We start from the raw sequence: 20363 nt of genomic DNA, 5'->3' as shown, positions 1-20363 counted from the left end.
GGCGGCTCAGGTCCTCGGCTGCGGCGCCGTCGCGGCCGCCCCGGCCCCCGCCCCGCCGCGGAGCCGTACGTCGCTTCGGTTCCGCGCTCCCAGCTGGGTCAGCGCGACCCCCGTCAGCACGACGGCCATGCCTGCCAGCACCCTCAGCCCCACCCGTTCGTCCAGGACCACCGCTCCCAACGCCACCGACACCACCGGGAGCAGATAGCCGACCGTCGCGGCCATGACGGGGCCCTCGTCCGCTATCAGGCGGTAGTTGAGGTAGAAGGTCACACCGGTGCCCAGGATGCCCAGGGCCGTCACCGCCGCCAGCGCGGTGAGGTCGGCGTCCACGGGGCCCGCGGCCGGCAGGGACAGGGTGGTCCACGCCGTCGCCATGAGGAGTTGGGCCGCGGAGTAGGCCAACGGCGCCTGCCCGGAGGTGAGTTTGCGGGCCATGTACGCGAAGGCCACGGCATAGCTCGCGGCGGCCGCCAGCAGCGCGAGCGCGCCCCAGGTCAGCAGACCCGACCGGTGCCAGGGGGCGAAGATCAGCACGGTGCCGGCGAAGCCGAGGAGCAGGCCGGCCAGCCGCGGGGGACGCAGCGCGCGGTCGGTGCCGAGCAGCACGCCGATCAGCAGTGACCACAGCGGGGTCGTCGCGTTCAGGACGCCCGCGAGGCCGGAGTCCACGGTCTGCTCGCCCACCGCGAACAGGGCGAAGGGGATGGCGTTGCAGAACAGCGCGGCCACGGTCAGCCGACCCCAGGTCGCGCGGGAGCGGGGCAGCCGCTGGCCCGCGCCGTGGGCGAGGACGAGCAGGGTCGCCGTGCCCAGGGCGCACCGCGCGATCGTGATCTGGGCGGGGGAGAGGCCGTGGTCGAGGGCGAGCTTGATCCAGAGGAAACCCGAGCCCCAGAGGAGCGCGAGGACGGCCATGCGGACTGTGGAGGCGGGGGACATGACTCCACCGTCCCCGACCGAATGCGTAAGGACAAGTGAAAGATATTGCAGGTACCGTTAAGGTGGAGTAATGCTTGATGTGCGACGGATGCAGATGCTGGCGGCCGTGGTGAGCAGCGGTTCCGTCACCGGGGCGGCGGCCCGCCTCGGCTACACGCCCTCCGCGATCAGTCAGCAGGTGGCCGCGCTGGAGAAGGAGGCCGGTACCGAGCTCCTCGAACGCGTCGGTCGCGGAGTGCGGCCCACGGCCGCGGGACTGGTGCTCACGGAGTACGCGGACGCGATCACCCGCCAGGTCGCGGAGGCGGAGACCGCGCTCGGCGACCTGCTCGCGGGCCGCACGGGCCGGCTCTCGGTGCGTTACTTCGCCACGGCCGGGGCCCGTCTGGTGGCTCCGGCCGTGGCGCGACTCAGGGTCGAACAACCGGGCGTGCAGGTCGAGTTGAGGCTGGCCGGCCTCGACCCGATGCCGGACGTGAGGGAGGGGCGGACGGACCTGGCGCTGGTCGTCGGAGCGGGGGACCACGAGGGCGTGAGCCTGCTGCATCTGCTGGACGACCCGTATCTGGCCGTACTGCCGAAGGGGCACCCGCTCGCGACCCGCCGCACCCTGCGTCTGACCGACCTGGCCGACGAACCCTGGGTCGGCAGCGAGTGGCCCGGCCCCTGTCTCGAGGCCCAGCTCACCGCCTGTGCGGCGGCGGGCTTCCAGCCGCGATTCGTCGTCGACAGCGAGGACTACGCCACGGCCCAGGGCTTCGTGGCGGCGGGACTCGGGGTCACGATGATCCCGCGGCTGGGCCTGGGCGGACGGCATCCCGACGTCGTCGTACGCCCGCTGCGGGGCCCGGAACCGACCCGCGCGATCCACGCGGCCGTACGGGAGACGGCGTTGCCGCAACCGGCTCTGGAGGCGTTCGTCGCGGCGCTGCGGGAGGCGGCCGGGGGCCGGCCGGCGCCGTGACCGGAGTGGTTCACCGGCTCCCCTTCCGGGTCACCGCAAGGGCTCTGGCGGACAGCAGGGTGCCCCTGTCCGGTACCGCCCTCGGCAGCGCGTACGGCAGTGCCCCGTACCAGAGCCTCGCCACCGTGAAGCCGAACATCAGGCACAGGACGCCGCCCACCGCGTCGAGCCAGAAGTGGTTGGCGGTGGAGACGATCACCAGGAGGGTCGTCGCCGGGTAGAGCAGGCCCAGGACACGCACCCACGGAACCGACGCCAGCGCGAAGATCGTCAGCCCGCACCACAGGGACCAGCCGATGTGCATGGACGGCATCGCGGCGTACTGGTTGGACATGTGCTTGAGGTCGCCGGAGGCCATCGAGCCCCAGGTCTGGTGAACCGTGACGGTGTCGACGAAGTGGCCGCCGTTCATCAGCCGCGGGGGCGCCAGCGGATACAGGTAGTAGCCGACGAGGGCCACGCCCGTCGTCGCGAAGAGCACCAGACGGGCCGCCGCGTAACGGCCGGGGTGGCTGCGGAAGAGCCACACCAGGACGCTCAGCGTCACGATGAAGTGCAGCGTCGCGTAGTAGTAGTTCATCCCGACGACGAGCCAAGTCACCGAGTTCACCGTGTGGTTGACGGACTCCTCGACCGCGATGCCCAGATGGTGCTCCATCCGCCAGATCCAGTCGGCGTTGCGCAGGGCCTGCGCCCTCTGCTCCGGAACCGCGTTGCGGATCAGCGAGTACGTCCAGTAACTCACCGCGATCAACAGGATCTCGAACCAGAGGCGCGGCCGGCTCGGAGAGCGCAGCCGGCGCAGCGGACCCGGTCTGTGCGGGGCCGTGACAGAGCCGGGAACAGCCGCCTCCGCACGGTCTTCCAGACTGGTCACGGTCGAATCACCCATAGACGCAAAGTCTGCCAGAAATGCCCTACCCGACAGATCATCCTCCGGTCGGGTTCGGGTCGCATGTCCTACTGCGGGAAGACCGTCCCGTTCTCCTACCGGCGCACGGGGAGCGACCCGGTCTCTCCGTCCTACGGACGACCGCGTTCCCCAGGGGCCGACGCCGTCGAACCGCGCACCACCAGCTCCGGCATGAACACGAACTCGCTGTGCGGCGCGGGCGTTCCGCCGATCTCCTCCAGCAGCGTCCGTACCGCCGCCTGTCCCATCGCCGGGACGGGCTTGCGGATCGTCGTCAGCGGCGGGTCGGTGAAGGCGATCAGGGGGGAGTCGTCGAAGCCCACGACCGAGACGTCCCGCGGCACTTCCAGGCCCCGCTGCCGGGCCGCCCGTATCGCGCCCAGCGCCATCATGTCGCTCGCGCACACCACCGCCGTGCAGTGGCGGTCGATGAGCGCCGACGCGGCCGCCTGGCCGCCCTCCAGGGTGTAGAGGGAGTGCTGGACGAGGTCCTCCTCGACGGCCGCCGCGGCCAGGCCGAGCTGGTCCTGCATGGCCCGGATGAAGCCCTCGATCTTGCGCTGGACCGGCACGAAGCGCTTCGGCCCCAGTGCCAGGCCGATCCTCGTGTGCCCCAGCGACACCAGGTGTGTCACCGCGAGGGACATCGCCGCGCGGTCGTCGGGGGAGATGAACGGCGCCTGCACCTTGGGGGAGAACCCGTCCACCAGCACGTACGGCACGCCCTGCGCCCGCAGCTGCTCGTAGCGCTGCATGTCCGCGGTGGTGTCGGCGTGCAGGCCGGAGACGTAGATGATGCCGGCCACGCCCCGGTCGACGAGCATCTCGGTGAGTTCGTCTTCCGTGGAGCCGCCCGGGGTCTGGGTGGCGAGGACCGGTGTGTAGCCCTGCCTGGTCAGCGCCTGGCCGATCACCTGGGCCAGGGCCGGGAAGATCGGGTTCTCCAGCTCCGGGGTGATCAGGCCCACCAGGCCCTCGCTGCGCTGCCGCAGCCGGACAGGACGCTCGTAGCCCAGCACGTCGAGTGCGGCGAGCACGGACTGGCGGGTGGTGGCGGCGACGCCCGGCTTGCCGTTGAGGACGCGGCTGACGGTCGCTTCGCTCACCCCCGCCTGAGCAGCGATGTCGGCAAGCCGTGTGGTCACGGCACCGGACACTACCGGCCGTTTCGTCATCGCGGTCCCTCTGTTCTGGTCGGCGCCCCTTGTCCCGCAAGGGGATGATTCCCGTACGGAGCTGGGATGGCAAGGGCTTGCAGAGTCTTGCACAACCGCTTCTGCACAGCTCCGGCCTGGTAGAGGAGCGTCTCATGGGAGTCGCCGACAGGTCACGCCCGGATAACTTCAGTGTGCTCTTGCAGTTTTTTGCTGCAAGGTCTTTCGTACCTCTTACATCGCTGTTACGTTCGGCCACGCCCGGCGGAGACGGTGGACGGGACTTCCGCACCACACGGGCTTTCACCCTCAAGGAGAACTCATGCGGCGTGGCATAGCGGCCACCGCGCTGGTGGCGTCTTTCGCCCTCGCGGCGACGGCCTGCGGCGGAAGCGACAGCGGCGACAAGGCCGACGGTCCGGTCACCATCACCTGGTGGGACACCTCCAACGCCACCAACGAGGCGCCGACTTACCAGGCCCTGATCAAGGACTTCGAGGCCGCGAACAAGGACGTCAAGGTCAAGTACGTCAACGTGCCGTTCGACCAGGCGCAGAACAAGTTCGACACCGCGGCCGGTGCCTCCGGCGCCCCCGACGTGCTGCGCTCCGACGTCGGCTGGACCCCGGCCTTCGCCAAGAAGGGCTTCTTCCTGCCCCTCGACGGCACCGAGGCCCTCGCCGACCAGGCCAAGTTCAAGCCGAACCTGATCGAGCAGGCCAAGTACGACGGCAAGATCTACGGCGTGCCCTTCGTCACCGACACCCTCGCCCTGGTCTACAACAAGCAGCTCTTCGCGAAGGCCGGCGTCGAGGCCCCCAGGACCTGGGACGACCTGAAGACCGCCGCCGCCACCATCAAGGCGAAGACCGGCGTCGACGGCTACTGGGGCTCCACCGCGGCCTACTACGCCCAGCCGTTCCTCTTCGGCGAGGGCACCGACACCGTCGACGCCTCCGCCAAGAAGATCACCGTCGCCTCGGCCCCCGCCAAGAAGGGCTACGGCACCTGGCTGAGCCTCTTCTCCGGCAAGGGCCTGCACAAGGCCGACACCACCGCCGACGCCTACGCCCACATCCAGGACGCGTTCGTCAACGGCAAGGTCGCCGCGATCATCCAGGGCCCGTGGGAGATCACCAACTTCTACAAGGGCTCCGCGTTCACGGACAAGGCCAACCTCGGCATCGCCACCGTCCCGGCCGGCGGAGCCGGCAAGGCGGGCGCCCCGACCGGCGGCCACAACCTCTCCGTCTACGCAGGCTCGGACTCCGCCCACCAGAAGGCGGCCGAGAAGTTCGTGGGCTTCATGACCTCCGCGAAGTCCCAGACGCAGATCGCGCTGAAGAACTCCACGCTGCCCACCCGCGACGACGCCTACACCGCCGAGGTCAAGGCCGACCCGGGCATCGCCGGCTACCAGACGGTCCTCGCCTCCGCCCGGCCGCGGCTGGCCCTGCCCGAGTACAGCTCCCTGCTGACCCCGCTCGACACCGAGCTGAACAGCATCGCCGGCGGCAAGGAGTCCCTCGACAAGGGTCTGAGCAACGCCGAGATCGCCATCGCCAAGCTGGTGCCCGACTTCAGCAAGTGAGCCCGCGTGGCCGCCGGATCCCCCGAGCACCCGGGGGAGGGATCCGGCGGCCACCGGCCTGTGCCCGGCCGGCCGTTTCGCCCAGCCACTTCTCAGAGCCGTAGAACTTCCAGAAGGTGTCGAACATGACAGTCGCCATCGACCGCGCCACCGGCAAACGCCACGGTGACCGCGCGCCGCGGCCCGGGCTGGGCCAACGCCTCAGACACGGCTACCAGAAACACTGGTACGCCTACGCCATGATCGCCCCCGTGGCGGTCGTCCTCGGCGCTCTCGTCCTCTACCCCCTGGTGTACGGCGTCTACCTCACCCTCACCGACGCCAACAGCCTCAACACGGCCCGCACGATCGGCGTCAACCACATCGACGCCACCTACAAGTTCATCGGCCTCGACAACTACGCCGACATCCTGTGGGGCCCGACGGCCTACGACCGCTTCTGGTCGCACTTCATCTGGACGATCGCCTGGACGGCCCTGTGCGTCGCCCTGCACTACTGCATCGGGCTCGGCCTCGCGCTGCTGCTCAACCAGAAGCTGCGCGGCCGCACCCTGTACCGGCTGATCCTGGTGCTGCCCTGGGCCGTGCCGACCTTCGTCACCGTCTTCGGCTGGCGTTTCATGCTCGCCGACGGCGGCGTCATCAACCTCGCCCTGGACGCACTCCATCTGCCCTCGCCGTCCTGGCTGGAGGACACCTTCTGGCAGCGGACCGCCGCGATCATGGTCAACACCTGGTGCGGTGTGCCGTTCATGATGGTCTCGCTCCTCGGCGGCCTGCAGTCCATCGACGCCTCCCTGTACGAGGCCGCCGAGATGGACGGCGCGAGCGCCTGGCAGCGCTTCAGGTACGTCACCCTGCCGGGGCTCAGAAGCGTCAGCTCCACCGTCGTACTCCTCGGCATCATCTGGACGTTCAACCAGTTCGCCGTGATCTTCCTGCTGTTCGGCAACACCGCGCCGGACGCGCAGATCCTCGTCACCTGGGCCTACTACCTGGGCTTCGGACAGCAACCGCGTGACTTCGCCCAGTCGGCCGCGTACGGCATCCTGCTGCTGGCCATCCTGATCGTCTTCACCTCCTTCTACCGCCGCTGGCTGAACCGCAATGACCAGCAGCTCGCGATCTGAGGCAGGAGTCCCCATGAGTACGACCGCAGTCGAGACCCCCGCCCAGGCCGCCGAGCCGGGCCCCGAGGCCCCGCGCCGGGTGCGCCGCCGCGGCGAGAACAGCCCGGCCGGCTCCCTCGTCTCGCACGGCATCCTGATCGTCGCGAGCCTGATCGCGCTGTTCCCGATCGTCTGGCTGGTCTTCCTGTCCCTCGGCCCGGACAAGGACGACTACCTTCACCCGGGCGGCATCTGGAAGAAGATGACGTTCGACAACTACTCGTTCGTCCTCCAGCACACGGCCTTCTTCGACTGGCTGAAGAGCTCCCTGATCGTCTCGCTCGGCACCACCGTGATCGGTGTGCTGATCGCCGCGACCACGGGGTACGCCGTCTCCCGTATGCGCTTTCCGGGCTACCGCAAGTTCATGTGGGTGCTCCTGGTCACACAGATGTTCCCGGTAGCCGTACTCATGGTGCCCATGTACCAGATGCTGTCGGACCTCCGGCTCATCGACAGCTACCTTGGACTCGTCCTCGTCTACTGCTCGACCGCGGTGCCGTACTGCGCCTGGCTGTTGAAGGGGTACTTCGACACCATCCCGTTCGAGATCGACGAGGCCGGACGCGTCGACGGGCTGACCCCCTTCGGCACGTTCGCGCGGCTGATCCTGCCGCTCGCCAAGCCGGGGCTCGCCGTCGCCGCGTTCTACAGCTTCCTCACGGCGTTCGGCGAGGTCGCGTTCGCTTCGACGTTCATGCTGTCCGACACCAAGTACACGTTCGCGGTGGGACTGCAGAGCTTCGTGAGCGAGCACGACGCCCAGCGGAACCTGATGGCGGCTACGGCGGTGCTGATCGCGATACCGGTGTCCGTGTTCTTCTACCTGGTGCAGAAGAACCTGGTGACCGGGCTTACCGCGGGCGGCACGAAGGGCTGACGCAGGTTCCCGGCAACGCCCTTTCTTTCAAGGGGCGCGGGGAACTGCGCGACCAGCCACGACGGCGCCGCACGATACTCACGACCCCCACCACCCCAAACCCGAGGTGGCCGCTGTGGCCATCCGACCCCGCTGTCACCGCGGCCGCCTCGTCACCCTCAGACCTTTGACCCGATGACTCCGTTACGTATCAAGGACGCCATGAGCCAGCAGCACTCCGCCACTGACCCGGCATCGACCTCCCCCCTCGCCACCGCCCCGCGCAGGGACTGGTGGCGGGACGCGGTGATCTACCAGGTCTATCCGCGCAGTTTCGCCGACAGCAACGGTGACGGCATGGGTGACCTGGAGGGCATCCGTTCCCGTCTGCCGTATCTGCGCGACCTCGGCGTGGACGCCGTGTGGCTCAGCCCCTTCTACGCCTCCCCGCAGGCCGACGCCGGCTACGACGTCGCCGACTACCGGGCCGTGGACCCCATGTTCGGCACCCTCCTGGACGCCGACGCAATGATCCGCGAAGCCCGCGCGCTGGGTCTCAGGACCATCGTCGACCTGGTGCCCAACCACTCCTCCGACCAGCACGAGTGGTTCAAGCGGGCCATCGCCGAGGGTCCCGGGTCGCCGCTCAGGGACCGCTACCACTTCCGCCCCGGCAAGGGCGAGAACGGTGAACTGCCGCCCAACGACTGGGAGTCGATCTTCGGCGGCCCGGCGTGGACGCGGGTCGCGGACGGGGAGTGGTACCTCCACCTCTTCGCCCCCGAGCAGCCCGACTTCAACTGGGACCACCCGGCCGTCGGCGACGAGTTCCGCTCCATCCTGCGCTTCTGGCTGGACATGGGCGTGGACGGCTTCCGCATCGACGTGGCCCACGGCCTGGTCAAGGCGGAGGGTCTGCCCGATCTCGGCTCCCACGATCAGGTCAAGCTGCTGGGCAACGATGTCATGCCGTTCTTCGACCAGGACGGCGTGCACGAGATCTACCGCCAGTGGCGTCTGATCCTCGACGAGTACTCCGGCGAGCGCATCTTCGTCGCCGAAGCGTGGACCCCGACCATCGAGCGCACGGCGAACTACGTCCGTCCCGACGAACTCCACCAGGCCTTCAACTTCCAGTACCTGAGCACCGAATGGGACGCCGGGCAGCTGCGCGGGGTCATCGACCGCACCCTGGAGGCGATGCGTCCGGTGGGCGCCCCGGCCACCTGGGTCCTGTCGAACCACGACGTCACCCGCCACGCCACCCGCTTCGCCAACCCGCCCGGCCTCGGCACCCAGATCCGCACGGCCGGCGACCGGGAACTGGGACTCAGGAGGGCCCGCGCGGCCACCCTGCTGATGCTCGCCCTGCCCGGCTCGGCCTACGTCTACCAGGGCGAGGAGCTCGGCCTCCCGGACGTCGTCGACCTCCCCGACGAGGTCCGCCAGGACCCGGCGTACTTCCGGGGCGCCGGCCAGGACGGCTTCCGCGACGGCTGCCGGGTGCCGATCCCGTGGACGCGCACGGGATCGTCGTACGGCTTCGGCGCGGGCGGCAGCTGGCTGCCCCAGCCGTCGGCCTGGGGCGAGCTGAGCGTGGAGGCGCAGACCGGCGATCCCGACTCCACCCTGGAGCTGTACCGCTCGGCCCTGGCCGTGCGCCGCGCCCAGCCCGACCTGGGCGCGGGCAACGCGGTGGAGTGGCTCCGGGCGCCCGAGGGCGTTCTCGCCTTCCGGCGCGGCGAGTTCGTCTGCGTCGCGAACACCAGCGGTGAATCGGTGACGACTCCCGCGTACGGCCGCCTGCTCCTCGCGAGCGGGGACGTGGCCGAGGCCGACGGGGACGCGAAGGTGCAGGCCGACACCACCGTGTGGTGGACGACGGCCTGAGCGCGGACGCGGATCACCGGGTTCCTGCGGGGGCCCGGTGATTTCTTCGTCCGGCGTGTCGATCGGCGGGGCCCGCGTTCGACGCTTGGGTGGAAGGGCGAACAGCGCCCGACACCCCGAGGAGAGATCATGCAGATCCGCGCCCGACTGAGCATGAGTGCCGACGGCTATGTGACCACGCCCAGCGGCTGGCCCGCGCTGACCGCCGATCCCGCTTTCGTCTCCGGGCAGAGCCACGGCATCCGGGAGTTCCTGGCCGACTGCGAGGCCGCGCTCATGGGCCGTACGACCTTCGAGCCCGCGCTGACCAACAGCCGCTGGCCGTGGCCCGACCTGGACGTGTTCGTGCTCGGCTCGCACCGCCCGGAGGGCACCCCGGACCACGTCACCACCGACAGCGACCCGGTGCGGCTGCTGGAGAAGCTCCGCGCGGCCAACCGGGGCGGCGACGTCCACCTCATCGGCGGCCCGCGCACGATCGGCACCTTCCATGCCCTCGGCGCACTGGACCGCCTCGAACTGGTCGTCCTGCCCCTGCTGTTCGGCGGCGGGACACAGCTGACCCCCGCGCTGAGCCCCGAGGCCGGACTGGTGTTCCAGAGCCAGCGGGCGCTGCCCGGAGGGGCGGTGGAGATCGTCTACTCCTGTGAGGGCAGCCGCAGCGACCTTCCGGGCAAGCCGGCCAGTCAGCGCTGAGGCCCTCGCGTGTGAAAATTCTTGCTCGGTCTTTCAGAGCCCTTGCTGTAAACATTTCAACAGCGGTACGTTCTCGCCGGCGCCAGGCAAAGACGCCTGGCCGTCAGGCAAGGAGAACCCCCACGTGATATCGAGATGGTCCACCGCCGCGTCCGCCGCCGCCCTCGCCGCCTCGGTCGCCGTCCTGACCCCCACCACGGCCCAGGCCTCCCCGCCCGGCACCAAGGACGTCACCGCCGTCCTCTTCGAGTGGAACTTCGCCTCTGTCGCCAAGGAGTGCACCAACACCCTCGGCCCCGCCGGATACGGGTACGTCCAGGTCTCACCGCCCGCCGAGCACATCCAGGGCTCGCAGTGGTGGACGTCGTACCAGCCGGTCAGCTACCGGATCGCCGGCCGGCTCGGGGACGCCACCGCCTTCCGGAACATGGTGAACACCTGCCACGCGGCGGGCGTCAAGGTCGTCGTCGACACCGTCATCAACCACATGTCCGCGGGCAGCGGCACCGGTACCGGCGGCTCGTCGTACTCGAAGTACAACTACCCCGGCCTCTACTCGTCGTACGACATGGACGACTGCACGTCCGCGATCACCGACTACACCAACCGCGCCAACGTCCAGAACTGCGAACTCGTCAACCTCGCCGACCTGGACACCGGCGAGGAGTACGTCCGCGCCACCATCGCCGGGTACATGAACTCCCTGCTCGGGTACGGCGTCGACGGTTTCCGCATCGACGCGGCCAAGCACATCCCGGCGACCGACCTCGCTGCCATCAAGTCCCGGCTGAGCAACCCGTCGGCGTACTGGAAGCAGGAGGTCATCTACGGCAGCGGAGAGGCCGTCCAGCCCACCGAGTACACGGGCAACGGGGACGTCCAGGAGTTCCGCTACGCCTTCGACCTCAAGCGCGTCTTCAACAACGAGAACCTCGCCTACCTGAAGAACTACGGCGAGGGCTGGGGCTACCTGAACGACTCGGTCGCCGCCGTCTTCGTCGACAACCACGACACCGAGCGCAACGGCTCCACGCTCAGCTACAAGGACAACGCCACCTACACCCTCGCCAACGTCTTCATGCTGGCCTACCCGTACGGTGCCCCGGACATCAACTCCGGCTACGAGTGGTCGGACAAGGACGCGGGCCCGCCCAACAACGGTTCGGTGAGCGCCTGTTGGCAGGACGGCTGGAAGTGCCAGCACGCCTGGCCGGAGATCCTCCGCATGGTCGCCTTCCGCAACGCGACCCGCGGCGAGTCGCTGACCAACTGGTGGGACAACGGCGGTGACGCGATCGCCTTCGGGCGGGGCGCCAAGGGGTACGTCGCCATCAACCACGAGTCGGGCAGCCTGAGTCGGACCTACCAGACGTCCCTCGCGGCGGGCACGTACTGTGACGTGCAGAACAACACGAGCGTGACGGTGGACTTCAGCGGCCGGTTCACGGCCACCCTCGGCTCCAACACGGCGCTCGCGATCTACGCGGGCAAGTCGAGCTGCTGAGCCGGCCGACGCATGGGTGGCCTGCCGAGGACCTCGATGTACACGATCCGGCCGGCCACCACGTCGAGGATCAGATCGCCAGTCGAGGGCAGCAGCGGTACACAGCGGTGGTCCGGGCCGTACGGCTGCCCGTCCGGGTGATCCGCCGTCCGGATGCTCTGGCAGAAGTCGTCACCGCAGCCGCACTCGCCCACCATCCGGACATCCCGCACGGTGATGGACAGATCGCGTTCCCCTTCAGCTTCCAGGAGGGCGACCAGTTCGTCGATCAGCTCCGGGAAGACCTCGCGCACGAGGGGAGGTTCCTGCTCCATGCGGGCACGGTAGCCGCGTGACCGCGGGTGCGGCGACCGATTATGCGCGATACGCGACGATCCGGTACTGCAAGTTCTTTCCTGATGTTTCACGACTCTTGCTGTAAGGCTTACGGCGGCGATACGGTCGCGCGGGGTCGGACCCACAGAGCCGTCATCGCAAGGAGTCCACGCAGTGATACCGAGATGGCCGGTGCCGTCGAGGCGCCGCACCGCGCACGCCGGACGGGTCGCCGCGGTCACCGTGACCGCGCTGGCCGCAGCGCTCGTCCAGCCGCTGTCCGCCCGGGCGGACACCCCGCCCCCGCCGCCCTCCGACGCGAAGCTCGCCGCGGAACCGGCCCGGCACGACGACACCCGTGAGCAGTTCTACTTCGTCCTGCCGGACCGTTTCGCCAACGGCGACAGCTCCAACGACCGGGGCAGGCTCACCGGTTCACGGCTGAGCACCGGCTACGACCCCACCGACAAGGGCTTCTACCAGGGCGGGGATCTGAAGGGCCTGACGAAGAAGCTCGACTACATCAAGGGCCTCGGCACCACCTCCATCTGGATGGCCCCGATCTTCAAGAACCGGCCCGTGCAGGGCACGGGAGCCAACGCCTCGGCCGGATACCACGGCTACTGGATAACGGACTTCACCCAGGTCGACCCGCACTTCGGTACCAACAAGGACCTGGAGACCCTCATCGCCAAGGCACACGCCAAGGGCATGAAGGTCTTCTTCGACGTCATCACCAACCACACGGCCGACGTCGTCGACTACGAGGAGAAGTCCTACGACTACCTCTCCAAGGGCGCCTTCCCGTACCTGACGAAGGACGGTGAGCCGTTCGACGACGCGGACTACGCGGCCAAGGGGGACTTCCCCGCGGTGGACGCCGACTCCTTCCCGCGTACACCGACGGTCACCAGCAGCAGCGCCAAGGTCCCCTCCTGGCTCAACGACCCCACGATGTACCACAACCGCGGCGACTCGACCTACGCCGGTGAGTCCACGACCTACGGCGACTTCTCCGGCCTCGACGACCTGTGGACCGAGCGTCCCGAGGTCGTCAGCGGCATGGAGAGGATCTACCAGCGCTGGGTCAGGGACTTCGACATCGACGGCTTCCGGATCGACACCGTGAAGCACGTGAACATGGAGTTCTGGACCCAGTGGGCCACGGCCCTCGACGCCTACGCGGCAAAGCAGGGCCGCAAGGACTTCTTCATGTTCGGCGAGGTCTACTCCGCCGACACGGCGGTCACGTCGCCGTACGTCACCCAGGGCCGTCTCGACGCCACGCTCGACTTCCCCTTCCAGGAGGCCGCACGGCAGTACGCCTCCCAGAGCGGCAGTGCGCAGTCCCTTGCGAAGGTCTTCGGCGACGACTACAAGTACACGACCGACAAGGCCAACGCCTACGAGCAGGTCACCTTCCTCGGCAACCACGACATGGGCCGCATCGGGTACTTCCTGAACCAGGACAACCCGAGGGCCGACGACGCCGAACTCCTCGCCAAGGACCGGCTCGCCAACGAGCTGATGTTCCTCAGCCGAGGCAACCCCGTCGTCTACTACGGCGACGAACAGGGCTTCACCGGCTCCGGCGGCGACAAGGACGCCCGCCAGACGATGTTCGCGTCGAAGACCGCCGACTACCTCGACGACGACGAGATCGGCACCGACCGCACCCACGCCAGCGACGCCTACGACCGCAACGCGCCGCTGTACCGGCAGATCAGTGCGCTGTCCAAGCTCCGCAAAGCCAATCCGGCGCTGACGGACGGCGTCCAGCAGGAGCGGTACGCGGCGGACGGGTCCGGGATCTACGCCTTCTCCCGCACCGACGCGAAGACGGGCCAGGAGTACGTCGTCGCCTTCAACAACGCGGGCGAGGCCAAGTCGGCCTCCTTCGCGACCGGTTCGGCGAACATGTCCTTCAAGGGGATCTACGGCACCGACGTCACGACGAAGACGGACGCCGACAAGAAGATCACCGTCACCGTCCCGACCGGTTCCGCGATCGTCCTCAAGGCGGCCGGCAGGCTCGCCGAGCCCGCCACCAAGCCCACGATCACCCTCAAGGCCCCGGCCACCGGCGCAACCGGCACGGTCGAGCTCACCGCCGACGTGGACGGGGGACAGCTCAACCGGGTCGTCTTCGCCGCACAGGTGGGCGACGGGAAATGGCGGACCCTCGGCTCGGCCGACCACGCCCCGTACAGGGTCACCCAGACCGTCGGCAAGGACGTACCGGCCGGAACAGCCCTGCGCTACAAGGCGGTTGTCGTCGACTCGACCGGGCGCACGGCCTCGGCCACGGCCGCGTCCGTGACCGGCACCCCGCCCGCCGAGGAGCCACCCACCGCCTCCTCCCGCGACTACGCCGTCGTCCACTACAAGCGCGCCGACGGCGACTACACCGACTGGGGCCTGTACGCCTGGGGCGACCTCGCCGACGGCGAGTCCACCACCTGGCCCGCCAGCCATCCCTTCGCCGGCCGGGACGCCTACGGCGCCTTCGCCTACGTCAAGCTGAAGCCCGGCGCCTCGAACGTCGGGTTCCTCGTCATCGACAAGGACGGCGACAAGGACGTCTCCGCCGACCGCACGATCGACGTGACGCAGACCGGCGAGGTGTGGATCGAGCAGGGCAAGGACGCCGTACGGACCGAACGGCCCGACTATCCGGCACAGGACAAGTCCAAGGCGGTCCTCCACTACCACCGTGCCGACGGGAACTACGACGGCTGGGGCCTGCATGTCTGGACGGGCGCCGCGAACCCCACCGACTGGTCGAAGCCGCTGGAGCCGGTGCGGACCGACACCTATGGCGCGGTCTTCGAAGTACCGCTGAACACCGGGGCCACGAACCTGAGTTACATCCTCCACAAGGGCGACGAGAAGGATCTGCCCACCGACCAGTCCCTGGACCTCACGGCGAACAGCCATGAGGTGTGGCTGTTGAACGGCCAGGAGAAGTACCTGCTCCCGCAGCCCGCCGGGTCCGCCGCCGCGCTCGACCCGACCACCTCCAAGGCGGTCTGGATCGACCGGAACACGGTCGCCTGGAACGGTTCCGAGGCCGCCGCCTCCACCCAGCTGCTGTACTCCCACGACGGTTCCATCGCTGTCGACGGCGGTGCGCTGACCAGTGACGACGAGCGGTGGCTACGGCTCGCCAAGACCACGCTCACCGACGCCCAGAAGGCGAAGTTCCCGCATCTGAAGGACTACACGGCCTGGTCGGTCGACCCGCGTGACCGGGACCGCGTCAAGGGAGCCCTCAGCGGACAGCTCGTCGCATCCCAACGAGCCGCGAACGGTGCCGTGTTGACGGCAACAGGAGTCCAGATCGCGGGCGTTCTCGACGACCTGTACCCGAAGGCGACGAAAGCCGGACTCGGACCGACGTTCAGCAAGGGACGTCCGACGCTCGCCGTCTGGGCGCCGACCGCGCAGTCGGTGAAGCTCGAACTCGACGGTTCCACGGTCGCCATGAAGCGTGACGCCACCACCGGCGTCTGGTCCGTCACCGGCCCCAAGTCCTGGAAGGGCAAGGCCTATCGGTACGTGGTGAAGGTCTGGGCGCCCAGTGTCCGCAAGGTCGTCACCAACACGGTCACCGACCCCTACTCGGTCGCCCTCACCACCGACTCCGAGCGCAGCCTCGTCGTCGACCTGGACGACAGGTCCCTGGCCCCGGGCGGCTGGTCGACGTACCGGAAGCCGGCCGCCGTACCGCTGCGGGACGCCGAGATCCAGGAGCTGCACATCCGGGACTTCTCGGTGGCGGACAAGACCGTGCCCGCCAAGGATCAGGGCACCTACCTCGCCTTCACCGACAAGAACAGCGACGGCTCCAGGCACCTGCGCGAGCTCGCGAAGGCGGGCACGTCGTACGTGCACCTGCTGCCCGCCTTCGACATCGCGACCATCCCCGAACGCCGGAAGGACCAGGCGACCCCCGACTGCGACCTCGCCTCCTACCCGGCCGACTCCGACGCACAGCAGGAGTGCGTCGCGAAGACCGCCGCGAAGGACGCCTACAACTGGGGCTACGACCCGTACCACTACACGGTTCCCGAGGGCTCGTACGCCACCGACCCGGACGGCACCGGCCGCACGGTCGAGTTCCGGAAGATGGTCAAGTCCCTGAACGAGGACGGCCTGCGGGTCGTCATGGACGTCGTCTACAACCACACCGCGGCGAGCGGACAGGCCCCCACGAGCGTGCTCGACCGGATCGTGCCCGGCTACTACCAGCGGCTCCTCGCCGACGGCTCGGTCGCGAACAGCACCTGCTGCGCCAACACCGCGACCGAAAACGCCATGATGGGCAAACTGGTCGTCGACTCGGTCGTCACCTGGGCCAGGGAGTACAAGGTCGACGGTTTCCGCTTCGACCTCATGGGCCATCACCCCAAGGCCAACATCCTGGCCGTCAGGAAGGCCCTGGACGCGCTGACCCTCGCAAAGGACGGCGTCGACGGCAGGAAGATCATCCTCTACGGCGAGGGCTGGAACTTCGGTGAGGTCGCCGACGACGCCCGCTTCGTGCAGGCCACGCAGAAGAACATGGCCGGCACGGGCATCGCGACCTTCTCCGACCGCGCCCGTGACGCCGTCCGCGGCGGCGGCCCCTTCGACGAGGACCCCGGCGTCCAGGGCTTCGCGTCCGGGCTGTACACCGACCCCAACACCTCGACGGCCAACGGAACTTCGCAGGAGCAGAAGGCCCGCCTGCTGCACTACCAGGACCTGATCAAGGTGGGTCTCTCCGGCAGCCTCGCCCGGTACCGGTTCACCGGCACCGACGGCAAGGAGGTCACCGGCGCCCAGGTCGACTACAACGGGCAGCCCGCCGGCTACGCGGACGCGCCCGGCGACGCCCTCGCCTACGCCGACGCCCACGACAACGAGTCACTGTTCGACGCGCTCGCGTACAAGCTGCCCGTCGGCACCGGTGCCGACGACCGGGCCCGGATGCAGGTCCTCGCCATGGCCACGGCCGCCCTCTCGCAGGGCCCGGCGCTCTCCCAGGCGGGCACCGACCTGCTGCGCTCCAAGTCCCTGGACCGCAACTCCTTCGACAGCGGCGACTGGTTCAACGCCGTCCACTGGAACTGCGAGGACGGCAACGGTTTCGGCCGCGGACTGCCCATGGCGGCCGACAACGCCTCCAAGTGGCCGTACGCCAAGCCCCTGTTGGGCTCGGTGACGGTGGGCTGCGCGCAGATCGAGGGGGCCTCGGCCGCCTACCGGGACCTGCTGAGGATCCGTACGACAGAGAAGGCGTTCTCGCTCGGCACGGCGGACCGGGTGCAGTCGCAGCTGTCCTTCCCGCTGTCCGGGAAGGACGAGACGCCCGGGGTGATCACGATGGAACTCGGCGACCTGGTCGTCGTGTTCAACGCGACGCCGAAGGCGCAGACACAGCGCGTCGGCACCCTTGCCGGAAGCACTTACCGGCTGCATCCCGTGCAGATAGCAGGGGCGGACTCTACCGTCAAGGGAGCGTCGTACGAGAGGAAATCGGGCAGCTTCGCCGTTCCGGGGAGAACTGTGGCCGTTTTTCTTCGTCATCCCTAGCTCAACGCATTACCTTGGTGGAGCAGGCCCCGAACCCCGGTCTGCTCCACCGGTGTTGCCCGAGGGGTGACAGATGGAAGCAAAAGGCAAGCTGACAGGCACGACCGTGATGGTCGTGGACGACGTGGAGGCCAGCCGGTACGCCATGGGCACCGTGCTGAGCCGAGCCGGTCACCGGGTCGTCCCGGTGGCGACCGGCGGCGAGGCCCTCGCCGAACTCGACGTACGGCTGCGCAAGGGCACCCTTCCCGACGTGGCGCTCCTCGACGTGGGGCTGCCCGACATGAGCGGCTTCGACCTGTGCCGCATGTTCAAGGAGCGGCCGCACACCGCGGGCATCCCCGTGGTGCACTTCTCGGCCGCCGCCGTACCCCCGGCCGTGCACTGCGCGGGCATGGACACGGGCGTCGAGGCCTATCTGAAGGTGCCCGCCGAGCCGCTGGAGATCGAGGCGGTGGTCCGGGCCGCCGTACGCAACGCCCAACTGCGGGCCGGGGACCAGGCGTTGGTGCGACGGCTCACCCTGCTGTCGGAGACGATCGTCACCATCCAGGCGGCCCGCACCCTCCAGGAACTCTCCGACGCGGCCGCCGAGGGCGTCTCACGGCTCACCGGCACCCCCGCGGCCGTCTTCGTCCTCGACCAGGACGACCAGCTCTACCGCGGCCTGTCCCGGGACCGCATCCGCGTGGCCCTGCCGGACGAGAACGCCGACCGTGCCGTGGCCGGCCTGCTGCGCCGGCTCACCCGGGGGCAGGCCGGAGTGCAGCTCACCACCGTGCCCGCGCCGCTGTGGCCCGCCGGGTTCTTCCGGCCCGGCGTCGAGCACGACGCCCGCCTCGCGCTCGTCGCCACCGAGGACGGCCGGACACCGGTGTGCCTGGCCGCGCCCGCGCGCGGAATGCGCCGGATGGGACTGGAGGGCGAGACCCTGCTCGCCCAGCTGGCCCAGGCCACCGCGCTCGCCGCCCAGCCACTGCTCATGTACAAGGTCGAGCGGCATGTCGCGCTCACCCTCCAGCACAGCTTCCTGCCCCAGCCGCACAAGCTGCCCGAGCTGCCCGGCCTCGACGTCGTGGTCCGTTACGTCCCCGCCTCCCGGCAGACCGAGATCGGCGGCGACTTCTACGCGGCGCTCCGCGTGGACGAGGGCGTGCTCACCGCGGTCGGTGACGTCGTCGGGCACTCGCTGGACGCGGCGACCGTCATGGTCGAGCTCCGGCACGCGCTGCGCGCCTACGCCGTGGACGAGAGCGACCCGGCCGTCCTCGCCGAGCGCCTCGACCGGACGCTCCAGCGCTACCACCCCGACACCACGGCCACCGTCTGTCTGGCCCTGGTCGACCCGGAGACCGGGCGCACCCGGATCGCCAACGCCGGTCACATCCCGCCACTGATCGTCCGCGACACCGGCACCGCCGACTACGCGAAGGCGGCCGGGCCGCTGCTCGGCGTGGGCCTGCACCATCCGCCGGCCACCGAGCTGTTCCTCGAGCCCACCGACCGGCTCCTCATGGTCACCGACGGCCTCATCGAGACCCGCGGAACCGACCTCACGGCCTCCCTGGAACACCTGCGCGCGGCCGCCTCCGGTGCCCTGCCCGGTCTGGACGCCCTGTGCGACACCCTGCTGGGCACCTTCGGTCACGACCGGGAGGACGACATCGCGATGCTGGCACTGCGGCTACGCTGACCAGTGTCGTCGTAGAACAGGAGTGCCCATGCCGCAGATCACCGTCGACCACTCGCGCTTCGTCCCGCTCGACCGGGAGGCCTTCGCGCGGGACCTGCACACCGCCGTCGTCGAGATCGCGGCCGCCAAGCCGGAGGCGTGCAAGACACAGTTCCGGGTGAGCGAGGTCACCGCGTTCGGGTACGAGGACCCGGGGGAGCACGGACACGCCGTCGTGCACGTCACGCTGGGCCTGCTCGCCGGGCGCACCGAGGAGACCAAGGCCAGGCTCACCGAGGCCGTCCTGGAACTGCTGAAGAAGCACGTGGAGGACGACAGCTCAGCGGTGCTGCACGCCTCGGCGGAGGTCCGGGACCTCGACGCCTCGTACCGGAAGTTCGAGCGCTAGGTCCCGTCAGGACGCCAGCGAGATCAGCCGCGCGGCCAGGTCGGTGAACGGGCCGTCGTTCGGCTCGTCCTTCAGCATGTGGCGCAGCAGCGCGGTCATCTCCTCGTCGAAGGCCGCGCTCACCGCGGCCAGCGCCGCGAAGTCGTGCACGAGCTTCAACTCCAGCTCGGCGCGCGGGATGCGGCGGCCGTCCAGCCAGATCAGGGCCGTCGACTCGACGAGCGAGATCCAGGAGCGGACGACCAGTTCCAGTCGCGCGGGCGGGGCGTCCACACGCAGATGCGACAGGATCTGTTCGTACGCGATCTGCCGGACCGAGTCGACGAGGGCGTTGGTCGTCGAGGAGCCCACCGCGGGGCCGCCCCGCATCAACGCCGAGAAGCCGGGCCCGTGTTGGTCGACGAAGTCGAAGAACCGGCGCATCACCCGCAGCAGCCGCCCACCCAGCGAGCCCTCGTGCGGCTCGTCGAAGCGGCTCGCCAGATCCTCCGCCGCCCGCTTCAACGCGGCTTCGTACAGGCTGAGTTTGCCGGGGAAGTAGTGGTAGACCAACGGCCGCGAGATACCGGCCGCCGACGCTATCTCGTCGATGGAGACCTCGTCGGGCGAGCGACGGGCGAACAGTTCGAGGGCGACGCCGATCAACTGCTGACGCCGTTCCTCGACTCCCATTCTTCGACGGACCCCGGTAGTCATACGAACACCTTA

15 protein-coding genes are annotated in these 20363 nt (G+C 69.2%); 10 read left to right on the top strand and 5 right to left on the bottom strand.

All coding sequences use genetic code 11. The annotated features are described in order from the left end of the window. Positions 1–6: 6 nt before the first annotated feature. A complete protein-coding gene (locus ACFYRX_RS32310; RefSeq protein WP_389107342.1) occupies positions 7–942 on the bottom strand; it encodes a DMT family transporter in 936 nt (311 codons plus the stop codon). Positions 943–1012: 70 nt separating this feature from the next. Here ACFYRX_RS32310 and ACFYRX_RS32305 point away from each other — a divergent pair, with 70 nt between their 5' ends. Beyond that, positions 1013–1906 carry a LysR family transcriptional regulator gene (locus tag ACFYRX_RS32305; RefSeq protein WP_389107339.1) on the top strand — a complete coding sequence of 298 codons (894 nt, stop codon included), beginning with the start codon at positions 1013–1015 and terminating at the stop codon, positions 1904–1906. Positions 1907–1916: 10 nt separating this feature from the next. On the opposite strand, the gene ACFYRX_RS32300 is transcribed toward ACFYRX_RS32305, so the two are convergent. Both ACFYRX_RS32300 and ACFYRX_RS32295 read right to left on the bottom strand, forming a co-directional pair. Continuing rightward, the gene (locus ACFYRX_RS32300) at positions 1917–2798 is read right to left on the bottom strand and encodes a phosphatase PAP2 family protein (protein WP_389107337.1); all 882 of its coding nucleotides are present in this window, start codon (positions 2796–2798) and stop codon (positions 1917–1919) included. Positions 2799–2929: 131 nt separating this feature from the next. Further along, positions 2930–3964, bottom strand: a complete 1035-nt coding sequence (locus tag ACFYRX_RS32295) for a LacI family DNA-binding transcriptional regulator (RefSeq protein WP_389107336.1) — start codon at positions 3962–3964, stop codon at positions 2930–2932. Positions 3965–4295: 331 nt separating this feature from the next. Between ACFYRX_RS32295 and ACFYRX_RS32290 the strand changes: the two genes are divergently transcribed. The 6 genes from ACFYRX_RS32290 to ACFYRX_RS32265 all read left to right on the top strand — a co-directional run bounded on the left by ACFYRX_RS32290 (position 4296) and on the right by ACFYRX_RS32265 (position 11682). Further along, positions 4296–5564: an extracellular solute-binding protein gene (locus ACFYRX_RS32290; protein ID WP_389107334.1), complete on the top strand. Its 1269-nt coding sequence runs from the start codon at positions 4296–4298 to the stop codon at positions 5562–5564. A gap of 125 nt (positions 5565–5689) precedes the next feature. After that, the gene (locus ACFYRX_RS32285) at positions 5690–6694 is read left to right on the top strand and encodes a carbohydrate ABC transporter permease (protein ID WP_389107331.1); all 1005 of its coding nucleotides are present in this window, start codon (positions 5690–5692) and stop codon (positions 6692–6694) included. 13 nt (positions 6695–6707) lie between these two features. Further along, positions 6708–7613: a sugar ABC transporter permease gene (locus tag ACFYRX_RS32280; protein ID WP_389107328.1), complete on the top strand. Its 906-nt coding sequence runs from the start codon at positions 6708–6710 to the stop codon at positions 7611–7613. A gap of 201 nt (positions 7614–7814) precedes the next feature. Then, positions 7815–9482, top strand: a complete 1668-nt coding sequence (locus ACFYRX_RS32275; protein WP_389107544.1) for a glycoside hydrolase family 13 protein — start codon at positions 7815–7817, stop codon at positions 9480–9482. 129 nt (positions 9483–9611) lie between these two features. Continuing rightward, entirely contained in the window at positions 9612–10178 is a 567-nt protein-coding gene (locus ACFYRX_RS32270) for a dihydrofolate reductase family protein (RefSeq protein ID WP_389107327.1), read from the top strand. A gap of 124 nt (positions 10179–10302) precedes the next feature. Next, positions 10303–11682, top strand: coding sequence for an alpha-amylase family protein (locus ACFYRX_RS32265; RefSeq protein ID WP_389107324.1), 1380 nt, complete (start codon positions 10303–10305; stop codon positions 11680–11682). Here the strand turns inward: ACFYRX_RS32265 and ACFYRX_RS32260 are convergent. Further along, on the bottom strand, positions 11658–11996 hold the full coding sequence (locus ACFYRX_RS32260; protein ID WP_389107322.1) for a hypothetical protein: 339 nt from the start codon (positions 11994–11996) through the stop codon (positions 11658–11660). The two genes, ACFYRX_RS32265 and ACFYRX_RS32260, sit on opposite strands and share 25 nt — an antisense overlap. Before the next feature lie 175 nt (positions 11997–12171). On the opposite strand from ACFYRX_RS32260, the gene pulA reads away from it, so the two are divergent. The 3 genes from pulA to ACFYRX_RS32245 all read left to right on the top strand — a co-directional run bounded on the left by pulA (position 12172) and on the right by ACFYRX_RS32245 (position 19655). After that, entirely contained in the window at positions 12172–17574 is a 5403-nt protein-coding gene (gene pulA, locus ACFYRX_RS32255; RefSeq protein ID WP_389107321.1) for a pullulanase-type alpha-1,6-glucosidase, read from the top strand. 73 nt (positions 17575–17647) lie between these two features. Continuing rightward, entirely contained in the window at positions 17648–19267 is a 1620-nt protein-coding gene (locus ACFYRX_RS32250; RefSeq protein WP_389107319.1) for a SpoIIE family protein phosphatase, read from the top strand. A gap of 28 nt (positions 19268–19295) precedes the next feature. Continuing rightward, entirely contained in the window at positions 19296–19655 is a 360-nt protein-coding gene (locus ACFYRX_RS32245; protein WP_389107317.1) for a 5-carboxymethyl-2-hydroxymuconate Delta-isomerase, read from the top strand. Between the two features lie 6 nt (positions 19656–19661). Here the strand turns inward: ACFYRX_RS32245 and ACFYRX_RS32240 are convergent, their stop codons facing one another. Further along, positions 19662–20351 carry a TetR/AcrR family transcriptional regulator gene (locus tag ACFYRX_RS32240; RefSeq protein ID WP_389107315.1) on the bottom strand — a complete coding sequence of 230 codons (690 nt, stop codon included), beginning with the start codon at positions 20349–20351 and terminating at the stop codon, positions 19662–19664. Positions 20352–20363 lie beyond the last annotated feature (12 nt).

This window comes from Streptomyces sp. NPDC005374 (assembly GCF_042872225.1).
Classification (GTDB): Bacteria; Actinomycetota; Actinomycetes; order Streptomycetales; family Streptomycetaceae; genus Streptomyces.
Note: the sequence above shows the minus strand (reverse complement) of the source record. Positions and strands in the feature narration are given on the sequence as shown.

Coding starts and splice junctions, on each gene's coding strand:
- ACFYRX_RS32310 (WP_389107342.1), bottom strand. CDS start 942: ATGTCCCCCGCCTCCACAGTCCGCATGGCCGTCCTCGCGCTCCTCTGG.
- ACFYRX_RS32305 (WP_389107339.1), top strand. CDS start 1,013: ATGCTTGATGTGCGACGGATGCAGATGCTGGCGGCCGTGGTGAGCAGC.
- ACFYRX_RS32300 (WP_389107337.1), bottom strand. CDS start 2,798: ATGGGTGATTCGACCGTGACCAGTCTGGAAGACCGTGCGGAGGCGGCT.
- ACFYRX_RS32290 (WP_389107334.1), top strand. CDS start 4,296: ATGCGGCGTGGCATAGCGGCCACCGCGCTGGTGGCGTCTTTCGCCCTC.
- ACFYRX_RS32285 (WP_389107331.1), top strand. CDS start 5,690: ATGACAGTCGCCATCGACCGCGCCACCGGCAAACGCCACGGTGACCGC.
- ACFYRX_RS32280 (WP_389107328.1), top strand. CDS start 6,708: ATGAGTACGACCGCAGTCGAGACCCCCGCCCAGGCCGCCGAGCCGGGC.
- ACFYRX_RS32275 (WP_389107544.1), top strand. CDS start 7,815: ATGAGCCAGCAGCACTCCGCCACTGACCCGGCATCGACCTCCCCCCTC.
- ACFYRX_RS32270 (WP_389107327.1), top strand. CDS start 9,612: ATGCAGATCCGCGCCCGACTGAGCATGAGTGCCGACGGCTATGTGACC.
- ACFYRX_RS32260 (WP_389107322.1), bottom strand. CDS start 11,996: ATGGAGCAGGAACCTCCCCTCGTGCGCGAGGTCTTCCCGGAGCTGATC.
- ACFYRX_RS32250 (WP_389107319.1), top strand. CDS start 17,648: ATGGAAGCAAAAGGCAAGCTGACAGGCACGACCGTGATGGTCGTGGAC.
- ACFYRX_RS32245 (WP_389107317.1), top strand. CDS start 19,296: ATGCCGCAGATCACCGTCGACCACTCGCGCTTCGTCCCGCTCGACCGG.
- ACFYRX_RS32240 (WP_389107315.1), bottom strand. CDS start 20,351: ATGACTACCGGGGTCCGTCGAAGAATGGGAGTCGAGGAACGGCGTCAG.